Origin of the sequence: Undibacterium sp. RuRC25W (genome assembly GCF_049339825.1) — a bacterium.
Classification (GTDB): domain Bacteria; phylum Pseudomonadota; class Gammaproteobacteria; order Burkholderiales; family Burkholderiaceae_D; genus Undibacterium.
The window spans coordinates 1-21,575 of record NZ_JBMPPD010000053.1 but is presented as its reverse complement, the minus strand read 5'-3'; the positions used below and the strand labels follow the sequence as shown (position 1 = coordinate 21,575).

The 21,575-nt window shown below is 45.9% G+C and carries 17 protein-coding genes and 1 tRNA gene; 5 read left to right on the top strand and 13 right to left on the bottom strand.

Features of this window, described 5'->3' with window-relative positions; genetic code table 11:
• Positions 1-124 precede the first annotated feature (124 nt).
• The 12 genes from ACO0KV_RS17645 to ACO0KV_RS17590 form a co-directional block, all read right to left on the bottom strand.
• Positions 125-643, bottom strand: coding sequence for a tyrosine-type recombinase/integrase (locus ACO0KV_RS17645; RefSeq protein WP_423044356.1), 519 nt, complete (start codon positions 641-643; stop codon positions 125-127).
• Between the two features lie 910 nt (positions 644-1,553).
• Entirely contained in the window at positions 1,554-4,451 is a 2,898-nt protein-coding gene (locus tag ACO0KV_RS17640; RefSeq protein WP_423044355.1) for a DUF927 domain-containing protein, read from the bottom strand.
• 134 nt (positions 4,452-4,585) lie between these two features.
• Entirely contained in the window at positions 4,586-4,954 is a 369-nt protein-coding gene (locus tag ACO0KV_RS17635) for a hypothetical protein (RefSeq protein WP_423044353.1), read from the bottom strand.
• Positions 4,951-5,484 carry a hypothetical protein gene (locus ACO0KV_RS17630; protein ID WP_423044351.1) on the bottom strand — a complete coding sequence of 178 codons (534 nt, stop codon included), beginning with the start codon at positions 5,482-5,484 and terminating at the stop codon, positions 4,951-4,953. The genes ACO0KV_RS17635 and ACO0KV_RS17630 overlap by 4 nt, the downstream gene beginning before the upstream one ends.
• A 278-nt stretch (positions 5,485-5,762) precedes the next feature.
• Entirely contained in the window at positions 5,763-6,422 is a 660-nt protein-coding gene (locus ACO0KV_RS17625) for a hypothetical protein (protein ID WP_423044349.1), read from the bottom strand.
• Positions 6,419-6,619, bottom strand: a complete 201-nt coding sequence (locus ACO0KV_RS17620; RefSeq protein WP_423044347.1) for a helix-turn-helix transcriptional regulator — start codon at positions 6,617-6,619, stop codon at positions 6,419-6,421. The genes ACO0KV_RS17625 and ACO0KV_RS17620 overlap by 4 nt, the downstream gene beginning before the upstream one ends.
• 150 nt (positions 6,620-6,769) lie before the next feature.
• The gene (locus ACO0KV_RS17615) at positions 6,770-7,345 is read right to left on the bottom strand and encodes a hypothetical protein (RefSeq protein WP_423044345.1); all 576 of its coding nucleotides are present in this window, start codon (positions 7,343-7,345) and stop codon (positions 6,770-6,772) included.
• Positions 7,342-7,578, bottom strand: coding sequence for a helix-turn-helix domain-containing protein (locus tag ACO0KV_RS17610; RefSeq protein ID WP_423044343.1), 237 nt, complete (start codon positions 7,576-7,578; stop codon positions 7,342-7,344). The genes ACO0KV_RS17615 and ACO0KV_RS17610 overlap by 4 nt, the downstream gene beginning before the upstream one ends.
• Before the next feature lie 380 nt (positions 7,579-7,958).
• Entirely contained in the window at positions 7,959-9,260 is a 1,302-nt protein-coding gene (locus ACO0KV_RS17605) for a tyrosine-type recombinase/integrase (RefSeq protein WP_423044341.1), read from the bottom strand.
• A 123-nt stretch (positions 9,261-9,383) separates the two neighbouring features.
• Positions 9,384-9,473 (bottom strand) — tRNA-Ser (locus ACO0KV_RS17600).
• A gap of 98 nt (positions 9,474-9,571) precedes the next feature.
• A complete protein-coding gene (locus tag ACO0KV_RS17595; RefSeq protein WP_423044339.1) occupies positions 9,572-10,036 on the bottom strand; it encodes a rhodanese-like domain-containing protein in 465 nt (154 codons plus the stop codon).
• 78 nt (positions 10,037-10,114) lie between these two features.
• A complete protein-coding gene (locus tag ACO0KV_RS17590) occupies positions 10,115-13,063 on the bottom strand; it encodes a bifunctional diguanylate cyclase/phosphodiesterase (RefSeq protein WP_423044337.1) in 2,949 nt (982 codons plus the stop codon).
• A gap of 666 nt (positions 13,064-13,729) precedes the next feature.
• On the opposite strand from ACO0KV_RS17590, the gene glnA reads away from it, so the two are divergent.
• The 5 genes from glnA (at position 13,730) to ACO0KV_RS17565 (ending at position 19,561) form a co-directional block, all read left to right on the top strand.
• Positions 13,730-15,145: a type I glutamate--ammonia ligase gene (gene glnA / locus ACO0KV_RS17585; RefSeq protein WP_422999817.1), complete on the top strand. Its 1,416-nt coding sequence runs from the start codon at positions 13,730-13,732 to the stop codon at positions 15,143-15,145.
• Positions 15,146-15,291: 146 nt separating this feature from the next.
• Positions 15,292-15,780, top strand: coding sequence for a DUF4124 domain-containing protein (locus tag ACO0KV_RS17580; protein ID WP_423044335.1), 489 nt, complete (start codon positions 15,292-15,294; stop codon positions 15,778-15,780).
• A gap of 77 nt (positions 15,781-15,857) precedes the next feature.
• Complete coding sequence (gene glnL, locus ACO0KV_RS17575) at positions 15,858-16,934, top strand: nitrogen regulation protein NR(II) (RefSeq protein WP_423044333.1); 1,077 nt, start codon at positions 15,858-15,860, stop codon at positions 16,932-16,934.
• 81 nt (positions 16,935-17,015) lie between these two features.
• Positions 17,016-18,515 carry a nitrogen regulation protein NR(I) gene (gene ntrC, locus ACO0KV_RS17570; protein WP_423044332.1) on the top strand — a complete coding sequence of 500 codons (1,500 nt, stop codon included), beginning with the start codon at positions 17,016-17,018 and terminating at the stop codon, positions 18,513-18,515.
• A gap of 218 nt (positions 18,516-18,733) precedes the next feature.
• On the top strand, positions 18,734-19,561 hold the full coding sequence (locus tag ACO0KV_RS17565; protein ID WP_423044330.1) for an HDOD domain-containing protein: 828 nt from the start codon (positions 18,734-18,736) through the stop codon (positions 19,559-19,561).
• Positions 19,562-19,669: 108 nt separating this feature from the next.
• Here the strand turns inward: ACO0KV_RS17565 and ACO0KV_RS17560 are convergent, their stop codons facing one another.
• A complete protein-coding gene (locus ACO0KV_RS17560; protein ID WP_423044328.1) occupies positions 19,670-21,277 on the bottom strand; it encodes an NAD(P)/FAD-dependent oxidoreductase in 1,608 nt (535 codons plus the stop codon).
• Positions 21,278-21,575: the final 298 nt, after the last annotated feature.

The window sequence follows — 21,575 nt, the reverse complement described above, 5'->3', positions numbered from 1 at the left end:
CGTTTAACGGCCAGTTCTTTAAACTCGGTCGTGTAAGCTTTTTTTGGTATCCTGTTCATCATTTGTCTTTCCAAAGTTACGTTTATTTTACGTCACCTTTGGGGAACTAAATTTCGGGGGAAGCTCAGTGCGCGACTTCACCAGCGCCACGCTCTTCAATCTTGCGCAAGGCCGCAATCATTTGCTTGTGCGTTACTTCGCTGATAGGGAGTTTGCCTATCTCTGGAAAGATATCTTTCTCAAGCCGGTTAATGGTGTCCTTGGCGGTGGCCGCACTCCATGCGCTTAGACGGGTGCTATGCCATTCACGGGCAATTTTCTCAAAGGTGTGGGCGGCAGATTCAGCGGCAAGCTGCTTTTTTTCGTCGCGCTCGGCGGCGGGGTCGATACCATCTTTCAGCAACTTAGATGCAGCCAGACACTTAGCCCTTGCCTCGGCCAGACCGATCAGCGGGTAATCGCCAAAGCTCAGGCGGTTGTTTTTCTTGGTGATTGGTCGCCGGTAAGCCATGCGCCAGCTTTTTTTACCAGCAGGGGTAATTTCCAGATACAGGCCGTTGCCATCGGCCAGCGTCCATGTCTTCTCTTTGGGTTTGCTGTTTTTGACCTGTATATCAGTTAGCGGGGTAGCGAGTTTCGGCATTTTGCATCCATGGCTTTTAGGCGGGTTCATCCATGGATGCAAGCATGGATGCAAAAAAGTGGGATGTCAATGTATCGTCTGGCACGTCTTGAAACGAAAAACCCGCGTACTCACTGGGAGTTACGCGGGTTTTTGGTGTTTCTTGGTACTGCTTGAAACTTAATTCTGGCGGAAGGGGGAAGACGAATAATGTCTTGAAACTCGCATGAATATTAGGTTTCGTATTTTAAAAAATTTAAGATACCGTCATAGATACCGTCAAAAAGTTTTTCTTACCCTTTTTTATCGAACTATCCAAAGTTTAATCTTAACTTCATTGCTCAGTTTTTACGGTACAACCCCCTAAGGGAAAATTTCACAGTAGAGTAAGATCGGGGCGTGCAATGCCCGTGGTTAAGGAATTCAAAGTAAGGACCCATTTAATTAAAGAGGTTATGCCACACCCAAGCACTGACTGTCTTAATTGAATGGTAACGGGCGTGCTAGTAAACGTCTGATCAGAGTGGGCAATTACCAAAGGACAGTAGTCGATTCTAAAAGACTAGCACTGGTGCAGCTTTGCAAGGGTTTTTCTCTTGAAAGCATTACGCGGTGCAGGCTTGTGTAAATTCCAGAAATTCAGACTTAAACCGATGTGAATTAGGGATGTCTATTAATATTGGTGTTACGGTGTTACAAGCGCATCAAACTAGCCGCAAAGCTGCATGGATATTAGCTTTCCACGTAACACCATATAGGTGTTACAGAGCACATAGAACGTGTTACGGTGTTACAGATTTGATGCACTTAATACAATAAAAAGTAAATAAAGCGGATATTACTGGCATTCCTGTATACATAATCAGGTATTTTTCCGCGCGGACGGATATCCTCCCCCAGCCACAACAAAGCCGCGCCGCCACTAATTCAATTAGCTAATTAGTAAATTAAGTTTGTTACTGGGTATTTTGTAGAAACGTGCAGGAGTACCGGCAAAACGTTCTAGCACGCTATTCTTTCCTTGATTATCTTTCTCAATCACACCCATATCTGCCAGCTTATCTGCCACGAGTCGCACGTCATAACCTTTGCACACTTCGTCTTTAAACACTTTAGGCAAAAGGAAGTATTCAATTATTGCGCCTTCAGCTTCGTCCGGATGAACCTTGTCACCATATTCCTTGTGCCAGTCAGTATTATTTTTAATTGGGTTGCCAGCTTTGCTCACCAGACGTTTAAACCCTGCTTGGTTAATTGTCTTCGGTGCGTGGTCGTCCATTGCTCTGTGTACCCATGCAAAGCGTGAATCACCATTAACTTGAATAAAATCAGGTAACAGCGCCAACATCCTATCTTTCTCGATATCGCCCGCTGTGCCACGACTCGCCAGCCAATCGTTAAAACAAGTGCTCGCCGCTTCTGTGGCCTCTCCATCTACCCACCCAGTAACACCGGCAGCCGTTGCCAACTCACCACCAGCCGCAACCAATGAGAAAAAATCTGATACCCGCTTTACTTGGCCGTGCGCATTTTCAGGACAAAGCTTTTTCGTTGTTTCGCTGATCGTCTGCGCCAGCACATCACCCAATTGCGCTACGTTATCTACAAGCCATTCAATGAAAGCAAGACCTGCTGTGCCGTGATACTGCTGCACCATGCTTACTAAATGCCGTGATAATGCCGCTCCATCAACGAAGGTATGTACCGTATCGAATAAGCCCAATGACTTACCAGCATCAGCATTGATATGTGCCATCCTTACATCTTGGCCGCCTTTCGTGGTCTTGCCTGCCTCTGCCATTTTTGCTTCTAACGATAATTCCCCATCACTGATAAAAATCAGTCTCCATGTCGCTATCTTTTTGGCTGTTGCATTTTGTGTGGCTCGGCCTTTGCCTTTTTCATTACTCAGCATATACGCGATATTACCCACCATCTTAGGGTCTGCTTGTCCTAACTCGTCCAATACCAGCAAAGCATCTGAGTGCTTTTGTGCCGTTGCTTCTAACGAGTTATCTGTAACATGCCAACTTTGGGCGTAGTCAGCGCCGCCAAATACTGACGCGGCCACTTTCATGGCTGTACTTTTTCCGGTTGAACTACTACCCATTAAATGCAGCCCGAAACTCTGCACCTTTGCATGATTCAGCAGTAGGGATGCAAAGCCAGCCGATACAAAGAACAATAAGCGGGAGTTACCACGGCAATACACCGAGACATTGCTTTGCCATTCTGCGAGCGTGCCACGCTGTTTAAAATGCGATACAGCACCGCCAGCAGTTTGAAAAAGCACTTGCTCTGTGCCATCGCCAATACTACGGTCTGGCAGCACATAAACATCATCATGCCAGCCGGTGCGCTCAACGCATCGCACACGCTCTGGAACTTCTGCGGTTTGTATGTATGTCGTTAGATGATTTTTGACCTTTAAGCCAGGTTCAATAAGTAAGCCCATTGAAAGTAAGTCGGCGCGGTATTGTGTGCCATCACCCGATAACATCTTGGCTGGCATTGACCAGCGTTTGATATTGCCGTCAGGGTCGTTAAATTCCAAGAGATAACCCCATTCGTTACTAGCAGCATCACGAGTCTTAGCGATCACGCGCAAGGATGAACATATTTTGAGAGCTGGCAATGGTTCGCCTTCATGGAAGGCATGATAAAAAACACCTTCATCATTATTGGTGAAAAATGGTTTGCTTGATTGTCCAGCGCCAGCATTTTTGCTTTGTTGCTGGCGCGGCTTTTGAGGCGCTTTCTCAGGAGTGGGCTTATCAACCTTCGCCGGTGTTAATTTTTCAGCCTGTACTCGATTCTGGATAGTCTCAGATACATTTAAGGCTGCATTGATCTGAGACTGCACAACTTCACGACCTGCGGATAAAAATAGATCGTTAAAATCATTCCCGCCCTCTGGCAATCCTTCTGGCTTGCACCATAGGCCACGAATCGATTTAGCTGCTACTTGCGCCGCGATAACACCGGTATTTTTGCCCGTGCTTTTTTCGGTCTCGCTATCGTCATCAGCACATATCAATATGCGCTTTTCTGGGTAACGCTCACGCGTTATCGCCGCCACATGACCTATATTGCTGGCGCTGAATGCAACCATTACAGCATAACCGGTGGCCTCGTATAAAGCGGCTGCGGTCGCGTAACCTTCGGCGATCAACACAACGCTACCGGCGCCAGCATCACCAATCCCATGAAAGCAAGCTGATACACGGCCACCTGTATAAAAACGTTTGTCACCGTTCGCAAACACACGCTGTATATTGCAAAGCTGACCGCTGACATCATACAAGGGAATAAGCAATACATCGCCGGTGCGATGTGGCGCAAAACGTAACCCATGTGATGCAATACCTTTCTTTTGTAGATAGGTTGATTGGCCGGTATTGCTGGCGCTATCCCATGCCTTAGCCGCCATACTCGCCGCTGCTGCTTGTTTTCGTTCTATCTCTGCCTGATCTGCGGCCAAGCGGTCGGCGCGTTCCTGCGCCAGCAGTGCGGCTTGCTCTGCGCTGACCGGTGCAGCAGGTAAAGACTCTTTAATATTAAAGCCTCGCTGCTTTGCTTCGTATAGCACAGTGCCTATCCCAATCTTGCCGCCGGTCTTAAAACTTTTCCAGCTAGATTTTGCCGCGTCTTGATTGTAGTTCTCTGCGCTTCGACTCCAAGAGTCAAATACATCAAAGCCAGCCTCACCAAATTCCTGTTTTATGCCCATGCCTATTTTTAGCCACAAGTCGCGCTCATTAGGTGGTATGAAACTTAAAGCGGCTTGTATCGTGTCAAGGCTTGGACGTTCAATTGTTTTCTTTTGCATCGTTTATCCTTTGCTCTCTCTTGGTATCAAATCCGAGAGAAAACGCTCTAATACAATTTGTACAGACGTATGCACACCCAGCGCATTTACGAACAAATGCGACTTAATTTATTAATGGGCGTCATGGCTATTTATTAATGCACTACAGCAGCGAGGCCGTATTGGTTTGGTGGCCTGTGCATGATGCGCAATTCCTGCTGTATCCGGCCTAGATAGCCAGCACAAAAAGCATCACGACTAGCCTGCTCATGTTGTAACCAAACCGATTCTGAAGGCTTGAGAGCCGCGCACGATTCGCGCAATACATTCAGGTAATGGTGCAGGCAGGCTGGCAGATGTGCATGAAGGTTAATTGCTTCATCCTCGTTAAAGAAAGCCTGAGCCGCACGTATCCCACAATTAACCGCCCCCTGATAAAAGGCATCAATATTTAATTCAGTGGGTGGAAATTGCTTACCAAGAGGATGTGGCAACATGGCATGTAAAGTAGACGAATTAGTCATGCAGCTGCTCCTTGTTGGATGATTGTTTTTGATGGGCGACCGCGTTTTGGTGCGACTAAGCTGGGGATGAGCGCCTTAAATGCTTGAAATTTTTCGTCCTTTCGTGCTTCCCATAATCGTTCATACTGAATATAAAACTCTGCTCTGCCTTTGTCGCTGCAACGGTAGATTTCATCGGATAGGGCTTTCTCCATTTTTGCAAGGCGACGCTGCCAGAAGTCTGGTGCGTTAATCAGGTTCCAGCGCAAATGCCACCAGTCACAATCGACAAAATCTTTACGCGAGCCTTTGGCCCCATCGGGCCGGTGGCGGAGAAGCCAGTATTTGAATTTGCCCGACTCCCAGCGGAGATCGTCATACGCAGTGGGCCACCTAAAATCAACAGGTATAACGCCTTCTTCTTCAAGCATGGCGCGAGTACCGCGATATTCGAGAATATCAAATTCGTGATCGATGTAAATGGTCAGTTCTTGAACAGATGATGCGTCACTATTGGTTCTTAAACGAATAGGCGTGGATTTACTAGGCATGATGCCTCCTTGTACAGTAGTTAAACTGCTCCCAGTCGTCAAACAGGGTGGGCAGCAAATGGCGGGGTTGACGAACCGGCGTACAAGGTAACCGGCAGGCCGAAGCCTCCCCGCCATTGCCGCCCATAAAGGACGCACAAAGGCAATACACACATGAAAAAGCCGCATTGCGCGGCCTGTGCGCCTTGTACTAGTCGAGTCGTCAAACTCGTTCCCTTTTTTCTCAGGGACATGCACAGCATAATACTTGTGCCTGAAGTTGGCAAGTAAATGCGGTGTCATACAATACCCTCAATAATAATTCCTTCGTGCGGTTCCCCATTAAAGTGGCGAATGCTGATTATTTTACTTTTCTGTGAATAGTTAGCGCCTTGTTCGGTCGAGCGCGAAAAATCATCTTCGATCTGGTAGGTGTATCGCTGGCCGCGAAATGAAAACGTAACTTTCTTACTGCTGGCGCTGGTCGCTTCTTTATACCAGTAAAGGTTAGATGCGTATGCAAGCAGATCAAATGGTCTATATGCTTTTTCGTACTGGTCATTAGTCTGAGTAATCGCACCTAAATGCAAGGTAGCGGCCATGTAGAAAGGTGGCTGATCTGGTTGCAATGGGTCGTGGAATTCAATCTCAGCATATAAGACATTACTAGGGTCACTCGCCGTTAATCCAACGCTGGCAAGACGTTTAAACTCGTTGAATGACTCGACATCTTCACTGCGCGACATGTTGTATTTCAATTGCAAAACTGGTTTTGAGCCTATCCGAGGCGTATTAAATAGAATGTTTTGCTGCTGCATCTCCAGCAAATTGCTTATTTCATCGCCAAAACCGCCGCGCTCGTTAAGTTCTTCAGCAGTTTTAAGATAATCATTGTTGGTGTTTTTCTGTGATGCAGTTACAGAAATCACATTTTTGATGTTGCGTTTGATCTCATTCATTTTGCGGACTCCTGCGCCAGCTTTTGAATGTATTGATCAATGTCAGATTCAAGCCATGCAACCGCTCTGGCCCCTAGTCGAATAGGCGCAGGAAACGTACCGGCTCGTACCCGCCTATATATTTCTGATTTACTGATTGGTGTACGTTGTAATACGCTATTCAAGCGTAATAAACGTGGTGAGGTTTTCTGTTGCATGTTCGTCCCTGTTGGCTTGTGTTGCCCACCCTAGGAATGAGTGGCGCTCAACGAGACGAATTTTCATGTTTATTTCTTGAAGTAGATATTTGTTAGCCTAGGTAATTGTTAACAATACCTAGGCTAGTAATAAGACTTTTTTATAAACGCTTATTCTTTTATAGACATTTTTAATTTTTTCCTCAAATCATCACTAATTTTTTCAGATTTAATAAACTCTTTCGTCCATGTATTTGCTTGCGAAGTACCGCACCATTCCATAAAAACAAGGTGATCAACAAATGCAGTTTTATTTTTATATTTACCCACATCTAACGACCAATCATTAAAGCATTTCCGTGCAAGGTCTTTATTGGCTTTTTTCCTTGGCTCCCTCGCCGCCGATCTTTGCCGATCTAATTGCTGTGGTTTTGCAAATACCTTTTTAAGTTCTACCGGCTTACTAAGCGAACTTGCACGCATAGTACCCAAACTCTTAAGAAACTCTTCCAAAAGTGGTTTAATGACATTGCTGTCATTTATGTCGGGGTCATCAATGGCCTTTTGCAAATATCGTATTAAAGCCAATCCTGCCTTTGCATCTTTGCTTATATTGACTTTGAATTTTATCGATGAGAAGTAAATTCTATTGGTCAGCCTTGCAGCGTCAGAAATGGTCTTCTGTAAATTAGCGCCAATTTTCTCGATGGTTTGTTGAATACTTTCGTTTAGATTTGCATCACTCATACATCCGCCAATTCACGCAGTATTGCTGGGTGTTTGTGGGCAATCTTTAGCAAGGTTTGTGCTGCGCCAGAGGGAGTGCTTCTACCTTGTTCCCATTCTTGCAAGGTTCTAACCGAAATACCTAATAGCAACGCAAAACTACTTTGCGATAACTGCGAACTTTTACGAACCTCTGAAATCAGCGAAGGATGATTAACAGTCTGTGTATTAGTAATAGGATTTGTACGAATCATTTTCTCATTCGAGTGTTTAAAATAAATTTGAATTTATTATAAACCTATTTGTTATACGTTTGAAACGTATAGCAATTTTCGCCGCTGGGTGTGGATGCCAGAAAACTAGCCCGCGCATCGTTTTTTATAGTGCAATGAAGCGCCCATGCATCAAATGCTGTAACACCTTCGTAACACCTTTGTAACACCTATTTATATATATGGTGTTACAGTAAAAATGAAGCCTAGCCTAGCTTTCCAGCCTGCACATTGTCTTGTAACACCGTAACACCAGATTTTTGTAATATATGACTTAAATTTTTATTCGAATCATAAAAAAGTCTATTCACAATGCAAACAAGCCGCATGGTTAGCGGCTTGTGCACTCTGCTGGCGCTGTCTTACGCCTGTTTAAAGTTGGCATGAATGACGTTACGTCCGGCCTTTATGCCATCGAGGTAATCAGCCCAATGCTGCATCATCTTTTTACGTTCCTCTAAGAATTGCGCCCGATCATAGGCGCTCGCTATCTTGTCTTTCTGGGCATGGGCAAGTTGCCTATCTACGGTCTCATGGCGGTAGCCTAGCTTCTCCTTTAGCGTGGTCATAGCTAACGCGCGGAAGCCGTGAGTAGTCATCTTACCTTCATAGCCCATGCGGTTTAAGGCCATGCGTATAGCATCGCCTGACATGGGTTTGCTGTGGTCGCGTTGATTCGGAAATAGGTAAGTACTGCCACCGGTATAGTGGTGTAGCTCTCGCAGTAACTCAAGCCCTTGGCGTGACAGACAAACGTGATGATCTGTCTGGTCTGGGTTAATTGTCAGCTTGCCTCGCTTCATGCGCTGCCACGGTATTACCCATTCACCGGTCTCTAAATTAATTTCGCTCCATGGCGTAGTGCGTAGCTCACTGCTGCGAACAAAGATTAACAGCATCAAACGCAATGCTATGCGGGTAGGGGCATACAGTCTGGTATCGTTTTTATTGATTGATTCCAGAAAGGCTGGCAATTCATCTGCGGAAATAGCTGCAAAGTGGCTGGCCTTCACTGGTTTAAGCACGTCTTTAAGATCGGCGGCGGGGTTTCTATTCTCGATACCGTGTTGGTTGGCGTAGCTGAATACCCGCGCACAGGTAGACTTTAGCCGGTGCGCAACTTCACCAGCGCCTCGATCTTCAACCTTACGCAAGGCCGCAATCATTTGCATGTGGGTTATATCAGCTATCGGCATCTTGCCAATTTCGGGGAAGATGTCCTTTTCGAGCCTGCTGATAGTGTCTTTGGCTGTGGCCGCGCTCCATGCACTTAGGCGGTTTGTGTGCCATTCACGGGCAATTTTTTCAAAAGTATTGGCGGCCACATCGTTGGCTAGTTGCTTCTTTTGGTCGCGTGTAGCGGCTGGATTAGTGCCTGATGCCAGAAGCTCACGGGCTGCTTTGCGCTGGTCGCGTGCTTGCGTCAGCGAAACTTCTGGGTATTTGCCAAAAGCTAACGTATTGCGCTTGTCATTGAGCCGGTAATCAAAGCGCCAGTACTTAGTAGCATCAGGATTGACAAGTAAATACATGCCTGCGCCATCAGCTAGCTTGTAAGCCTTGTCTTTGGGTTTGGCGTTTCTGACCTGAATGTCAGTGAGTGGCGTAACGAGTTTAGGCATTTTGGCGGTATACGTTTTAGCGGTATCTAGGTATACCGTCAAAAATACCGCCAAAAACTTGGGCTGTCAATGAATGTTCTGGCACGTCCTGAAACGAAAAACCCGCATGCTCACTGGGAGACATGCGGGTTTTGGTGTTTCTTGGTACTGCTTGAAACTTAATCCTGGCGGAGAAGGGGGGATTCGAACCCCCGGTAGGGATAAACCTACGCACGCTTTCCAGGCGTGTGACTTAAACCACTCATCCACCTCTCCTGCATTTCGTCGTTGCGATCTTGCTACATCAGCGAAGCTCGCTATTCTAGCAAACTATTTCTCTATATGGAAGCTTTTGCCAGCGAATTATTCAATAATCAGGCACCGACCCAGGGTAAATCTTGGTAGCACCAGCCGCCAATGGTCTTTCTGTGTCCGTGTTCGTCTTTGTCGCCTTCAAAACCTTGCAAGATGTCATAGCAGTTTGTGTAGCCATGTTCAGTGGCCAATTTGGCAGCATGACGTGACCGAACACCTGAACGGCAAAGGAAGAGAATCGCAGTGTCTTGGTTGCTGGTGACTGTCTGGAGTTGTGTCAAAAACTCAGCATTAGGCGCGCCGCCCGGATATAAACTCCATTGCACGGCGAAATGTTGTTCGGGCTTAATCAGTACTTTTCCAATCCAGTCGCGTTCAGCATTAGTGCGCACATCGACTAATAATGCGGAAGGTGTTGATTGTAATAACTTATAGGCTTCAGACGGTGAGAGTGCGCCCGCATAAGGCAGGTTTTGTTCTTGTCCGCGATGGCGTCCAAGTTGCAGCAAAGAATGATCAGACATGCCTGAATCTCTTCATCAAGAATGGAAAAATAAGACTGATTATGCATGACTGTGAACCTTTTGCACAGTCACGCTTGTTCAGATGGCAAGGGCTTTTTGGGCGATGGCCAACTCGGGCGCGGGGCGACCGTAGAGATAGCCCTGAAAAGCATGACAATCCTGGCTTTGTAAGAAAATTCGCTGTGCTTCGGTTTCTACACCTTCCGCAATGACTGCCAGACCCAGACTCTTACCGAGTCCGATAATTGTTCTGGTAATTGCAGCATCATTCGGATCGATCAAAATGTCTCTGACGAAGGATTGGTCAATTTTTAGCTGATCCAGCGGCAGACGTTTTAAGTAACTTAAGGAAGAGTAGCCTGTGCCAAAGTCATCTAAAGAAAAACATACACCGTGGGCTTTGAGTTGATTCATCTTATTGATTGTTTCTTCAATATCGTCAACTAATAAACTTTCCGTCAGTTCTAATTTGAGCTTACTGGCGTCGATGCCGACCTCTACGATGGTGGACAAAACGCCGGAAACAAAATCCGGCTGGCGGAATTGTTTGGCGCTGACATTAACAGCCATCGTGAGTTGCATGGTTTCCGGATCTTGCTCCCACTTAAGCAATTGTTGGCAAGCCGTTTTAAGCACCCAGGCACCAAGTGGAAGAATTAATCCTGACTCTTCAGCGAGAGGAATAAATTCGGCAGGAGAAATCATGCCTTTAAATGGGTGTTTCCAACGCAGTAATGCTTCCGCGCCGATCAGATTGCCTGCACTATTAACTTGTGGCTGGTAGTACAGGATGAACTGCCCTTGACAGATACCGGTACGCAAATCGGCCTCCATTGCCGCTCGAGCTGTCACGATATTGAGCATGTCAGGATCAAAAAAACATAAGGTGTTGCCACCAGATGCTTTTGCTTCATACATGGCAACTTCGACTTGTTTGAGCAATTCGTTGGCAGAGTCGGTTTCAGCGTTGAAGATATCGATACCGATACTTGCTGTGGTGTGGTATTGCTGGCCGTCGATAAAGAAAGGCAACTTCAGTTGCTCGATAATTTGTGTGGCGTTTTTTTTGGCTTTAATCGCAGCGTCTTGCACGTGTTCATTGAGGCCTTCTAGAATCAATGCAAACTCGTCACCACCGATACGCGCTAGGGTGTCAGCGCGACCAATACTGTTGGCCAGTCTTTTAGCCACTTCCTGTAACATCATATCGCCAATTGCATGGCCGTTGATGTCGTTGATCGTCTTGAAATTATCTAGATCAAGAAAAAGGATTGCGCCGTGGCGCTTACTTCGACTGTTGTTAGCGAGTGCGTGTTGAAGCCGGTCCTGTAACAAGCGTCGGTTTGCCAAGCCAGTCAGTGGATCGTGGTAGGCGAGGTGTTCTAGTTTGGCTTCTGTTGCTTTACGTTGGGTGATGTCCTGCATCGTACCTACGTAATTCATCGTTTTTCCATCGGTGGACTGGACTGCTGTGATCGTCAGCCATTCGGGATAAATCTCTCCATTTTTGCGACGATTCCATATTTCTCCTTGCCAGAAGCCATTCTCTTTCAATTGTTCAGACATGTCGATGTAGTAACTTGCGCCATGCATCCCAGATTTGAGTAAGCTGGTTGTCTTGCCGATGGCTTCTTCTTTGGAGTAGCCGGTAATTCTGGTGAAGGCTTTATTTACTCTTAAAATGACGCGATTTTCATCGGTAATGACCATACCTTCCTGCCCTTCGAAAGCGATCGCAGCCACCCGCACATCGTCTTCAATACGCTTACGGGCTGTGATATCTTGTAATGTACCGATGCGCCGTAGTTCTTGTCCGCTGGACGTTTTATCGAGTTCAATTTGTGAATGAACCCAAGTTGTTTGACCTTCGATGAGTAAGCGAAATTCAGTTTCGCTATGAGTATTGCTGTTTATGCTCTCCCAATGTTCAATGGCTTGTCGCCGATCATCAGGGTGAATCTTTTTCAGAATAGTTTGACGGTCTAATTGAACGCCCTTGGCAATTTTAAGTATGCTGTACGCTTCATTGGAACATAAAATTTTGTGGTTGGCGTCTGCAACCCAACTACCTGTTCTGGAAATGCGTTGAGCACGACACAAGTCTGCTTCCCTGGCTGCTAGCTCATTGGTGCGGGAAGTAATGAGTGCTTCCAGACTGCGCTTCTGTTGCTTGCTGTTGAGTAATAACTTGACCATGCAAGCAACGATAAGACTGACCAGAAAAACAAGACTGCATTTGATGATCAGCGCGATCAGCGATCTATCGGCATCATTGAGTGCGACGTCGAGATACCAGAGGGTATTAGGTAATTTGATTGTTTGTCTGACCGCACTTTGATGATAAAAATGAGCACTTTTGTCTATACTTTGTTTTAGCCCTGTGGCGGGGTCGTATCGCCACAACTCATACTCATGCCCATGTTGCGCAAGTAAAGGGAGTTCTGTTTCTTTGATTATTTGTTGTAAAGGAATGACAACAGAGACCATTCCCCAAAAATGATTTTGGTCATTCTCTTTTTGAAGGAAAATGGGTAAGCGCCCAATGATACCAATACTTCCTCTGCGGAGCATGAGCGGTCCTGCCAAAGAAAGTTGGTTGGTCTTTTTTGCGATGATGGCTTCAGTCTTTCGTTCAGGATCGTTAAACAAGTCGATACCTAGTCCAAACTTTCTCCAGACCGTTGGCACGACCTTGCTTGTGATGCCATTCGGCGCAAGATATAAGGCAGCTATACTTGAGTGATACGATAATAAATGGTTCCCAAAACTCTCAAAATTATCGACGTTGCCGTTGTGATCCTTGATGAGAGAGGCGACCGCGTAAGTTGCAGACAGAGCGTGCGCCAACTTGTCCTCAATTTCCCGCACTTGTATGGTTGCCAGCCCTGAGGTTGAAAGATGTTCTTCAATAAGAGCACTTTGTTCGAGCCTAATAACAATTGAAGTGCCAACTGCAATCGACGCTAAGAACGTCCATATCGCAAAGAGATGAGAGTTGAAGGAGAACCTTCTGGAGATAGATGGCATATGATGTCTACTAATAGTCCTATCGGCGATGGAAACAGTCAAGTTTCATGTTAACTGCCGGATATTGTCATGCCGTCGTGTTAGCGCAATCATTAAGCGAACGATAGCTAATGGATAAATGAGAGTCAATCATGTTCGTTTCCAATCGGCACTGTTTCTGATGCGCATCAATCATTGACTAAAAAATGCCCATGAATGATCGTATTGATCATGCGAAGGTGAAGGTGAATATTGAGCGGATGACTTAAATATAACGATAGGGGTTTATGAAGTAGCATTGACGCCATTTTATTGATATCTGCCAGCGCCATGCACCAATGCACCAAAACGTGGCTATTTGCGTCGAGAAAGATGCGCTGCATTTATTTGGTGCAAATAAATTTTTTTGCACTCATTTAGTGCTGCATGTTTTTGGTGCTTACTTAAATAGTTGTCGCTGGAGTAATGAAAATAGAGAAAAACATGAATTTATGCATAAATTTATTTGTTTTTTGTTCGGCTGGAAGGTGGCATAGTTTCTGCTATGATTGATAGTTGAGTTTAGCCGATGCATGAAATTCGATGGGACAGAGGGTGATAGATACGCTCATTTCCTTCGATTAATATGGCTGGCGTAGTGCTCAGCAATTTCCGAATTTATTTTTAGCTCTATTTGAGGAGTTTCACATGGCAATGACAGCCGCAGAAGTCTTGAAAATGGCGAAAGACAACGAAGTTAAGTTCGTTGACTTTCGTTTTGCTGATACCCGAGGCAAAGAACAGCACGTAACTGTTCCAGTTTCCCAATTCGACATTGATAAATTCGAATCTGGTCACGCATTCGACGGCTCTTCCATCGCCGGCTGGAAAGGTATCGAAGCGTCTGATATGTTGTTGATGCCTGATCCAAACACAGCAAATATCGATCCATTCATGGAAGAAACAACATTGTTTATGCAATGTGACGTGATCGAGCCATCCGATGGCAAAGGTTACGACCGTGATCCACGTTCTATCGCTAAACGTGCAGAGGCTTACCTGAAATCCTCAGGTATCGGTGATACCGCTTACTTTGGCCCAGAGCCAGAATTCTTCATTTTCGACGGCGTACGTTGGAAAATCGATATGTCCGGTTGCTTTGTGAAGATTGATTCTGAAGAAGCTTCTTGGACAACAGGCGAAAAACTCGAAGGCGGCAACACTGGCCATCGTCCAACTGTTAAAGGCGGCTACTTCCCAGTGCCACCAGTCGACAGCTTCCAGGACATGCGTTCTGAAATGTGCCTGATTTTGGAATCCTTGGGTATTCCAGTTGAAGTACATCACCATGAAGTTGCTGGCGCTGGTCAAAATGAAATCGGCACCAAGTTCTCTACATTGGTTGAGCGCGCTGACTGGACACAAAACCTGAAATACGTTGTTTGGAACGTAGCACATACCTACGGCAAAACAGCGACTTTCATGCCTAAACCAATCGTTGGCGATAACGGCTCTGGTATGCACGTTCACCAATCAATCTGGAAAGATGGCAAAAACCTGTTCGCAGGCGACGGCTATGCTGGTTTGTCTGATTTCGCTCTGTACTACATCGGCGGTATCATCAAACATGCAAAAGCATTGAATGCGATCACTAACCCAGGTACAAACTCCTACAAGCGTTTGGTTCCAGGTTACGAAGCACCAGTGAAATTGGCTTACTCTGCACGTAACCGTTCTGCTTCTATCCGTATTCCTTATGTTGCTAATCCAAAAGGCCGTCGCGTTGAAGCACGTTTCCCAGATCCACTGGCAAATCCATATCTGTGCTTTGCTGCATTGATGATGGCAGGTTTGGATGGCGTGCAAAACAAGATTCACCCAGGTGAAGCTGCAACAAAAGATTTGTACCATCTGCCACCAGAAGAAGATGCATTGATCCCAACAGTATGTTCTTCTTTGGAAGAGGCACTGGATGCATTGAACAAAGACCGTGAGTTCCTGACACGCGGTGGTGTATTTAGCGACAGTATGATCGACGCTTACATCGAACTGAAAATGCAAGATGTTCAACGTATGCGTATGACAACGCATCCAGTTGAATTCGACATGTATTACTCTCTGTAATCCATGACGAGGTAAAGAAAAAGCGGGGGCAACCCCGCTTTTTTTCTTTTGTGCTTTCACGTGCTTTGTTACATCTGGTAAGCGGGAATTGTGTATCGCCCGAGCTTCGAATACACTACAAGTCTGTTCGCGACTATTGAATGCATATGACTCGATTATTGACTGGCCTTGTTTCCTTACTCTTATTGCAAAGCATTGCCTACGCGCAGACCGAGGTCTATCTATGCGTTGATGCAAATGGACGTAAAGAGTATAAAAATACCGGTGCAACCAAAGGGTGCAGTAAAGTCGAATTGCAGGGCATTACGCTTGTTCCTGCTCCCGCGTTGCCATCGCCCACCAAAAAAGCGCAGGGTAAATCTGCATCGAGCCCCTCAGATTTTCCAAAAGTTGACGACTATACGCAAAAATCGCGTGATTCAGATCGCAAGCAAATCTTGCAAGATGAGTTGAAGTCAGAGCAAAAAAAATTAGATGATCTGAAAAAAGAATACAACAACGGTGAACCGGAGCGATTGGGGGGGGAGCGCAACTATGCCAAATATCAGGAACGAACTGCGTCTATGAAAGACGATATCAGTCGGACTACAAAAAATATTGAAGCATTGCAACGCGAACTCAATAACCTGAAATAATGATGATGCACATGCTTTGCGTTTTTCAGGCATGATGTTTGCGTAAAGGTCGCTATGTGCGGCCTTTTTTTTGGACTATGTTGAAAAATTCTCTTACCCCATTTGCCGGACTTGATCTCCTAACGTCGGCTGTTATCGTTCTTAATGGCGAGGGCAGCATCGTCTTTGCGAACGCCGCTGCCGAAAGTTTATTAGATAGTTCTTTAAAAGCGCTGACTCACCAGAAATTAGGAGATCTTTTTCTTAATGCGAATGAATTGATCGCTGTATTTGAGCAAGCGGTAGCGCATCAATTTGCAGATAAACGCCAGGATTTGACTCTGGAGCGTGCAGGGCGGGAGCCTTTGCACGTGCACAGCATCGTAACGGCCTTAGATAATCCGGAGTTACCTGTACTGATTGAATTTCGTGAAAACGTTCAGCAACTCAAGCTTGATCGCGAAGAGCGTATGCTTGATCAGAATAAAGCGAATAAAGAACTTATCCGTAATCTTGCACACGAGATCAAAAATCCACTGGGCGGTATTCGTGGTGCAGCGCAATTGCTGGAATTGGAATTGCCCGAACGTCAGCTAAAAGAACTCAGAGAATACACGCAGGTCATTATCAAAGAAGCTGATCGCCTACAAACGCTAGTTGATCGTTTGCTGGCGCCACACCGACTTCCGCACATTGTTGGTGATGTTAATATCCATGAAGTGTGCGAGCGGGTAAGAAGTCTGATCGTTGCTGAGTTTCCGCAAGGCCTGACTATTGAGCGTGACTATGATTTGTCGATTCCAGAATTTCGCGGTGATAAAGAGCAACTGATTCAGTCGGTGCTTAATATTGCGCATAATGCCGCGCAGGCACTGAATGAAAGAATACGACAAGGGGACGCTTGTTTAACATTTAAAACGCGAGTCGTTCGGCAAATTACCGTAGCCAAGGTACGTTACAGGCTGGCATTAGATTTGCATATCATTGATAACGGACCTGGAATTCCGCCAGAAATCCGCAACCGAATTTTTTATCCCCTTGTATCTGGACGGGATGGCGGTAGCGGTTTAGGCTTAACTTTGGCACAAACCTTTGTTGATCAACACATGGGTGTGATTGAGTGTGAAAGTCGCCCTGGTTGTACTGATTTCCGGATCCTGATTCCGCTTCCTTAATGTAAGTAAGCGCATCAAGTGTGAGACGCCAAAAGTGTCATCATTAATCGCTACGTTGAAACCTAAGACTAAGATAAAGATATGAAACCAATTTGGATAGTGGATGACGATGATTCAATTCGCTGGGTAATCGAGAAGGCTTTGGCCAGAGAAAATCTGATCACGAAAAGCTTTACCAATGCGCGCGATGCGATGGTGGCCCTGCAATCCGAAGCCCCGCAAGTATTGGTTTCTGATATTCGCATGCATGGTGCTTCCGGACTTGAACTTCTGCAAACGGTAAAAGCAAAACACCCCGGTCTGCCCGTGATTATTATGACTGCATTTTCTGACCTCGATTCAGCAGTCGCGGCATTTCAAGGCGGTGCTTTTGAATATCTAGCGAAGCCGTTTGATCTGGATAAGGCCGTTGAACTGATTCGTCGTGCACTTGAAGAGAGCTTGCGTGAGGCGAATGTAGAACAGAGCATCTCAGAAACACCTGAAATTTTGGGGCAGGCTCCTGCTATGCAGGATGTATTTCGTGCTATCGGACGTTTGTCGCAATCAAATGTGACGGTCTTAATTACAGGTGAGTCTGGTAGTGGTAAAGAATTAGTCGCGCGCGCTTTACATAAACACAGCCCACGCTCAAATCAGCCTTTTATCGCCCTTAATACAGCGGCGATTCCAAAAGACTTATTAGAATCAGAACTATTCGGGCACGAGCGCGGTGCCTTTACTGGCGCGCAGACAATGCGGCGCGGCCGCTTCGAGCAAGCAGAAGGTGGCACCCTGTTTTTAGATGAAATCGGTGATATGCCGTTTGATCTTCAGACGCGATTATTACGCGTTCTGTCGGACGGCCATTTTTATCGCGTGGGCGGACATCAGCCAATGAAAGCGAATGTCAGGGTCATTGCGGCCACGCATCAAAATTTGGAATTGCGCGTCAAAGATGGCCTGTTCCGTGAAGACTTATATCACCGTTTGAATGTGATTCGTTTGCGTCTGCCTAGTCTGCGTGAGCGACGTGAAGATATTCCGCTTTTGGCTAAGTTTTTTTTAGCACAAAGTGCAAAGCAACTTGGTGTTGATGTGAAGCGTCTGTCAGAAACCTCAATGCATTATTTATCTGGCATGGATTTTCCTGGAAACGTCCGACAGTTAGAGAATTTGTGTAATTGGATTACTGTCATGGCCCCGGGGCAAACGGTGGAAATTGCGGATTTACCGCAAGATATGCTCCCAGTGGCTGTTGCCAATAACGCGTCAGATTCAAGAAAAAATGAGCCTGCAAAGCAAACGGTTGTCGATGCTTCCCCATCGATGCCAAACGATCATTTCCCACAGGAGCGCAGTACTCTTTCCAGCGCTAATTGGGTAGCCTTATTAGAGCTTGAGGCTTCGGCGATGCTCAATGACGGTCAAACTGACGTAATCGTTAAATTAGGTAAGAGCTTTGAATCTATTGTGATCCGCGCCGCATTAAAGCACACCCATGGCAGAAAGAATGATGCAGCGATCCGCTTGGGGATAGGCCGCAATACGATCACCCGAAAAATTCAGGAGTTGGGGATTGATGGTGCAAAAGATGATTAAATTTTTCATCAAACAAGGTTAATTATTAAGGGGCAATGTCTGTTTTTAAATAAAACGTTTTGTGGGGCGTGAATATCAGAGTATGATTTTTAATGGCAAGCAACTATTTTCTTGATGTTTTGTTTGTACTATCAAAAAATCGTTGCTGGCATGAGATTTATTCAGAATGCAGGACTCACGCTGTTCTTTTGCGCTGTCACCATATCAGGAGATGTCCCATGAAGATCGATTCATTGTTCCAACAACAAAATGCGTTGCCGTCCATTCCTAAAGTTGTGCAGGAAGTCATTGAGAGTTTCAATAACGAGAGTGTCTCTATCGACGAAATCGCCAAGAAACTCTCTGCGGACTTGGTTCTGAGCGCCAAACTCTTAAGATTGGCTAATTCTTCCTATTATCACTCATCACGTAGCGTTGGCTCTGTCGACGATGCCGTGTTGATGCTGGGATTTATGACTGTCCGCACCTTGGTGGTTAGCAGTGGTTTAACTGGTGGTTTTAAAACCATGCCAGGGATTGACCTGAAACAATTTTGGCGTTACAGCCTGCATGCTGCTGTTGTGGCGAAGTGGCTGGCAAAACAAACGCATGGCAATTCGGATTTTGCTTTTACGGTCGGACTAATGCATGCCATTGGACAACTCGTGATGCATGCTGGTATGCCGGAAGAGGCGCTGCAAGTAGATAAAATCGCCGGTACGCTCGATGCACGTCGACCTAGTATTGAGCGCACTTCTTTTGGGTATGATTTTTATGATGTTGGCGCTGAGTTAGCAAAACGCTGGAGATTTCCGGATACGTTCTCTGAAGCGATCAAGGCGTCAGCCGCACCATTAGAAGCGCACCAGTTCGAGCCCATTGCAGGAATTGTTCACATCGCCGCATGGCGCTCTAGGGCTGAGGAGAATAAATTTAGTCATGAAGAGCTGGAAGCGACATTACCGTTAGACGTTGTCCGAAAATTAGGATTAACTTCAGATATGGTACTCAATGACATGCCGCCATTACATGAGCTGAGCGAAGGTCTTGATGACTTGCTTAACTAGTTTTCGATGGCGTTGCTCAATACGTCCAAACCCGCGCCATCGTATGAGACACGGTTGTGTCATCAAAAAAAATGTGGGTCGAGTTTGGTGCGTATGAGCTAGTAGATATTATTTTTTCTTTTCGATGTCTAATGCAACTGCCTCGGCAACCTTGATTCCATCAACACCCGCTGACAAGATTCCGCCTGCATAACCCGCACCTTCACCTGCAGGATACAGTCCCTTCGTATTTAAACTTTGCAAGTTTGTATCACTTCGTTTAATTCGTATTGGGGAAGATGTTCTTGTTTCAATCCCCGTTAGGATGCCGTCTTTCATTGCAAAACCGCGAATCTTTTTGTCGAACTCCGGAATCGCCTCGCGAATTGCTGTAATTGCGAATTCGGGCAGTGCTTTTGCTAAATCAACGAGTGTGACGCCTGGTTTATATGAAGGAATCACATCGCCAAATTCAGAAGAGGATTGACCTTTAATAAAATCGCCAATCAATTGACCTGGCGCATTGTAATTCTCGCCTCCTAATTGATACGCTATTTCTTCGAGTCTACGTTGAAAATCAATGCCAGCCAGCGGATGTCCAGGGTAATCTTCAGGAGTAATTCCGACGACAATCGCGCTGTTTGCATTACGCTCATTGCGGGAGTATTGACTCATACCATTAGTTACGACGCGCCCGGGTTCTGATGTTGCGGCCACAACTGTTCCGCCAGGGCACATGCAAAAGCTATACACTGAACGGCCATTTTTTGCGTGATGAACTAACTTGTAGTCTGCGGCACCTAATATCTTGTTGCCAGCATTTGGACCGAAACGGGCTTTGTCAATGACGGACTGGGGATGCTCGATTCGGAAGCCTACTGAAAAAGGCTTCGCTTCGACATAAACGCCGCGGTCATAGATCATCTGGAAGGTATCGCGCGCACTGTGCCCGATCGCTAGAACGACGTGATCTGTCTCAATGTACTCCCCATCATTGACATGCAGGCCACGTACTTGTCCGTCCTGAATATCAATATCCGTTACTTTTTGCTGAAAGCGAATTTCACCACCAAGCGCTTCGATGCAATGGCGCATTTCCTCAATCATTTTTACCAAGCGGAACGTTCCGATATGGGGCTTGTTCACATACAGGATTTCTTCTGGTGCACCTGATTTGACAAACTCAGTCAACACTTTTCTACCGTAATGCTTGGGATCTTTAATCTGACTATATAACTTGCCATCCGAAAACGTACCGGCACCGCCTTCGCCAAACTGAACATTTGATTCGGGTTGCAATTCCCTTTTGCGCCATAGCCCCCACGTATCTTTTGTACGTTCCCGCACTGTTTTGCCGCGTTCCAGAACGATAGGGCGATAACCCATTTCAGCTAAAAGCAAGGCAGCAAAGAGACCACATGGACCAAAGCCCACGACTACGGGGCGTTTGAATGGATTTTCCCCTGCTTTGGCGACAAATTTATACGTGGTGTCAGGCGTGATGCCGAAGTGAGGGCGATCTTTATATTTTTGTATTAATGTATCGTCTTGCGTTGTTTCGAAATCAACCGTATAAATCAAGACGATCGCTGTTTTCTTACGCGCGTCGTAGCTGCGGCGGAAGACTGTAAATTGAATAAGATCCTGCTCTTCAATATCTAAATATTGCAGAATCGCTTCTTTTAAAGCGCCTTCCGGATGATCGAGCGGTAACTGTAAGTCGGTAATGCGTAACATAGTTGTTTCCAAAAAACTTCGCCATGGAAGTTAGGTAATTCTTTTAAAGCCGATATTTTACCTGTTACTCGCTTTAACCTGCTTCTTTTCTATATGTAGAGGCGTGGACGTGTTGTGAGGTATGTGGGTGGAAATTATTTGCGGCAGAATAGTCGCGGAAATGAATGCAGCAAATCATTTTCAAATTTCCCTTGCCTAATTGAGGTGTACTTTGCTATAGTTCGCCTCCCGCTAAAACGGGAAGTAAGAAGAAAGCAGCAGCCAGGAACTCCGGCGGTTCGGTTTGATGAAGTTGACG